Source organism: Deltaproteobacteria bacterium (assembly GCA_016875225.1).
GTDB lineage: Bacteria > Myxococcota_A > UBA9160 > SZUA-336 > SZUA-336 > VGRW01.
Window position 1 is genome coordinate 1 of record VGRW01000148.1, and the last position, 3,930, is coordinate 3,930.

At 67.8% G+C, this 3,930-nt stretch carries 4 protein-coding genes; 1 reads left to right on the forward strand and 3 read right to left on the reverse strand.

Translation table 11 applies throughout. The annotated features are described in order from the left end of the window. Positions 1–124 precede the first annotated feature (124 nt). On the reverse strand, positions 125–478 hold the full coding sequence (locus tag FJ108_18080) for a hypothetical protein (GenBank protein MBM4337801.1): 354 nt from the start codon (positions 476–478) through the stop codon (positions 125–127). A 152-nt stretch (positions 479–630) separates the two neighbouring features. Continuing rightward, entirely contained in the window at positions 631–1,662 is a 1,032-nt protein-coding gene (locus FJ108_18085; protein MBM4337802.1) for an SGNH/GDSL hydrolase family protein, read from the reverse strand. A 147-nt stretch (positions 1,663–1,809) separates the two neighbouring features. Between FJ108_18085 and FJ108_18090 the strand changes: the two genes are divergently transcribed. Beyond that, a complete protein-coding gene (locus FJ108_18090; protein ID MBM4337803.1) occupies positions 1,810–3,147 on the forward strand; it encodes a sigma-54-dependent Fis family transcriptional regulator in 1,338 nt (445 codons plus the stop codon). Between the two features lie 3 nt (positions 3,148–3,150). Here the strand turns inward: FJ108_18090 and FJ108_18095 are convergent. Then, on the reverse strand, positions 3,151–3,930 hold a 780-nt coding region (locus tag FJ108_18095), incomplete at its 5' end, for an FtsX-like permease family protein (protein ID MBM4337804.1).

Below are 3,930 nucleotides of genomic sequence, written 5' to 3' on the forward strand. Positions count from 1 at the left end.
TCAACGCCTGGCTGCAGAACTTCCGCCGCGTCGTCACCCGCTGGGAGTACAAAGCCCAGAACTACCGAGCATTCGTCCAACTCGCCTGTATCTGCATCATGCTGAGACAATTTTGAGACTGCCTCTAGGAGCCGCCGATCACCGCCACGCGAAACGCGCCGGCGGGCTTCGCGAGCGCGTACTCCCGGTCGCGCAGGCCTCTCGAGTTGGTGCGAAAGGCCACCAGGTTGAAGCGGGTGTCGAGGTTCGGCTTGAGCTCGTAGACGATGCCCGGGTCCGCCGAGGCCTGCAGCAGGCCCGAGCCGCCGAGCCGGCTCATGCTCTTCATCTCCGAATAGGAGAAGGCCGCCGCGCCGAACATGTGGACGCGGATCGTCTGCTCCAGCGCGAGCGCGACGACGAAGATCAGCCCGGCAGCCACCGCCAGATCGCGCCAGCGGGCGGCGAGACGCCCGCACAGATCCGTCCAGCTCGTCATCCGCGCCGCGCCTGCCGCCGCATCTCAGAAGATCTGGTACTTGAAGCCCCCGCTCTGAGGCCCCCCCGAGGTCAGGATCAGGAACAGCGTGAGCAGCACGAACGCGATCAGCGCGGCGAGGATGTAGAACTTGTACCTGGCGAGGAAAGCCTTCATCTGCGGACTTGCTCCGTCGTGGCGACGAACTCTGCGATCGACTCCGCGACGGCGCGGTGGGCGATCGCGTTGGGGTGGGCGTCATCGTAGCTGACCCAGAGCTCCATCGGGTTCGCCCGGGCCTCGAAGAGCCGAGCCAGGTTCAGGTGCTCGATGCCGTTCTGGCCCAGGAACTCGGCGACGCCGCCGTAGACGCCGGCGAAGATCTCGTTGCGGGTGTCGTGGAGCTCGGGCAGAAGCACCACCCGCAGGCGGATGCCGCTCTCGCGGCAGGTCTCCTTCAGCTCGAGCAGCGCCGCCCGCGCCTCTTTCCAGCCGGGCTGTCCCTCCGCGTAGAGCGCGGAGTAGTAGCCGGCAAAGTCCTGGGAAGGGGCGTAGCGATCCTTCAGCGAGTTGATCCTCGACCAGTAGAACGAGATCAGCTCGGAGTAGCCGAGGAACCAGAGCTTCGACTTCGCCGGCGTGACCTCGGCGTCGTTGATGAAGTAGAAGAGCACGACCTCGTCCGGGCGGTACTTCAGGCCCTTCGCGAGGAAGAGCCCGACCTCTTGCGCGGTGTTGTAGTTCCCGGTGCCGAAATTGATGATCTCGGTCGGGCGCGTCTCGCTGAGCTTCTCCTCCAGCAGATACTGGAACGTCTCCTCCTGCTTCACTCCCCAGCCGAAGGTGAGCGAGTCGCCGAGGAAGGCGATCCGGTACGCGTCGCCCCGCTCGACCGGGTACTCCTTGTCGCGCAGACCGTCGGAGTTGATCTCGACCGGAACGCCCATCAGGCGCATCGCACTGTTCGGCCGGTGCACGTGTCCGACGCGCGGGTCGCCCGCGTCCTGCTTCATGTAGAGCGCGTAGCGCGTCATCTCGATGTCGTAGGCGATGTTGAAGCCGAGGTAGACCCGGATCAGCACTTCGCCGAGGACGAGGAATAGCCCCAGCGCCATGAGGACCGCCAGCAGCCTCTTGATGGCTTCGCCCGTGTTCACCGCACCGCCCCCCGCTCGCGACCGGGCGAACCTTACCGAATCCGGCATGGCCTCGGAAGCGGAGCCGGTCGGCCGTCATTCGCGCGAATCCCGTGGCTCGCCCGGACCCGCTCGGAGTGGTCGCCACCCGGGGTTTTGCTTGACACAGCACTGCGTGATCGCGTCGAATCGAGCGAGCGGATTCGGAGGGAGCGAGTGGAGCAGCGAGCGGTCCTGCTGGTCGATCTCGAGTCTCCCTACGACACCGCACTTGCCGCGCGATGCGCGGGCGCGGCGATCCGAGCCATCCCCGTACACGGCGAGCTGCCGCAGATCCCGACGGAGACGGGGCTCGTCCTGTGCGTGGTGGCCATTTCTGGTCGGGGGGACGATCCGGTCTCGCGCGTCCGCTCCGTGGCGAAGCTCGTCGGTCGGTGTCCGGTCGTCGTGCTCGCGCGCGACACGGGACTCGACACGGCGGTCCGGCTGATCCGATTCGGTGTCGCGGACGTGATCGAGACGCCCGCGCCCGCGATGGAGGTCGCCGCGCGCGCGTTCAACTCGATCCGGGCCGGATCGCAGCAGGACGGGCGCGAGGACTTCATCGGCCAGAGCCCGGCGATGGTCCGGCTTCGCGAGCGCATCGCCAACGCCGGTCGTGTCGCGTCGACGGTCTTGATCCAGGGCGAGACGGGGACCGGAAAGGGCGTCGTGGCCCGCATGATCCACGAGGGCTCGGAGCGCCGGGGGCGGCCGTTCGTCCACGTCGATTGCGGAGCGCTCGCTCCGACCCTGATCGAGAGCGAGCTCTTCGGGCACGAGCGCGGCGCGTTCACGGGCGCGGCGACGCTGCGGCGGGGGCGCTTCGAGAGCGCAGAGCTCGGTACGGTATTTCTAGACGAGATCGGCGAGCTGTCGCTTCAGCTTCAGGCGAAGCTGCTTCGCGTGCTCGAGGATCGCGCGTTCGAGCGTGTGGGAGGAAGCGCGCCGCTTCGGCTCCACGCGCGCGTCGTCGCCGCGACCAACCGCGATCTGCACGCGGGCGTGCGCAACGGCTCGTTCCGGCCCGACCTGTGGTTCAGGCTGAACGTCCTGTCGATCGAAGTTCCGAGCCTTCGCGAACGCGCTTCCGACATCCCGCTCCTCGTACACGCGGGACTGCGTCGGATCTGCGAGATGCACGGCGTGACGGCGCCGCGCGTCTCCGACTCCGTGCTCGCGAAGCTGGCCGAGCAGCGCTGGCCCGGAAACGTGCGCGAGCTCCTGAATCTGCTCGAGCGCCTCGTGATCGAGCAGCGCGGCGCGCTCTCGGATCCTGAGGAGATAGACGCCTACCTCTCCGGGCCCGAGCCGCAGGTCCCTACAGACCGGCCCGGGATGGCGCGCCCTGCGCTCGACGCAGAGGAGCTGGCGGACGCCGAGCGAATCGAAGCGGCCCTCGTCGACTCCGGAGGCAATCTCTCGCGAACCGCGCGGCGGCTCGCGCTGCCCCGGAGCACGCTGCGGCACAAGATTGCGAAGTACCAGCTGGGGCATCTGGTGCCCAGGGACTGAGCTTCATCCGCTCGAGGCGATCGCTTGGATCGGCTCCTCGCGGCCGAGCTTCCTGGCAGCTGCGACACCGATCAGCGTGCATGATGCCATCAGGACTGCAGCCGGGACGAACAGGATCGAGCCGTCGACGCGATAGTCGATGAACCAGCCCAGCTGATCGAAGAGCACCTCGCACACGACCTTTCCAGCAGCCATACCGAGGAGCGTTCCAGACGCGACTCCGGCCGCGGCCAGGATGCCGGCGTCGCATGCGACCGTCGCTGCGATCTCGCTGGATCGCGCGCCTGCGACCTGCATCAGCGCCAGATCGCGACGCCGCGACGTCACGCTTCCCGAGAGGAAGTTCAGCATCGCTGCGGCAACGAACAGCGAGGCGACGCCAACGACCAGGTAGAGAAGCGCCCGAAAGCGCCGAAGCGTGCGCATGGCGGTGCCGCGATCCCCCTCGCCGTAGCTGAAGAACAGGGGCTGCGCCGATCCGACACGCTCCAGGATCGCGGCTTCGACCTCGGCGTACGGTCGCCCGCTCCAGATGCGCAGCGTCGTCGCTCCGTCCCGCGCGAAGAAGCGGTCGAAGGTCGCGATGTCGAAGAGCAACGTGCCGGTTGGCCCGGCGTAGTTGCGGATCAAGCCGCCGACACGGAACTCGACCGTGCCCGCTCGAGTCGGCAGCGCGATCGAGTCGCCGATTTCGACACTGAAGTGCCGCGCGTACGCGTACGAGACCGCGACCTCGCCGCGCCGCAGGGCCGCGGCCAGCTCGGTCGGCGGGGTATCGTCCCC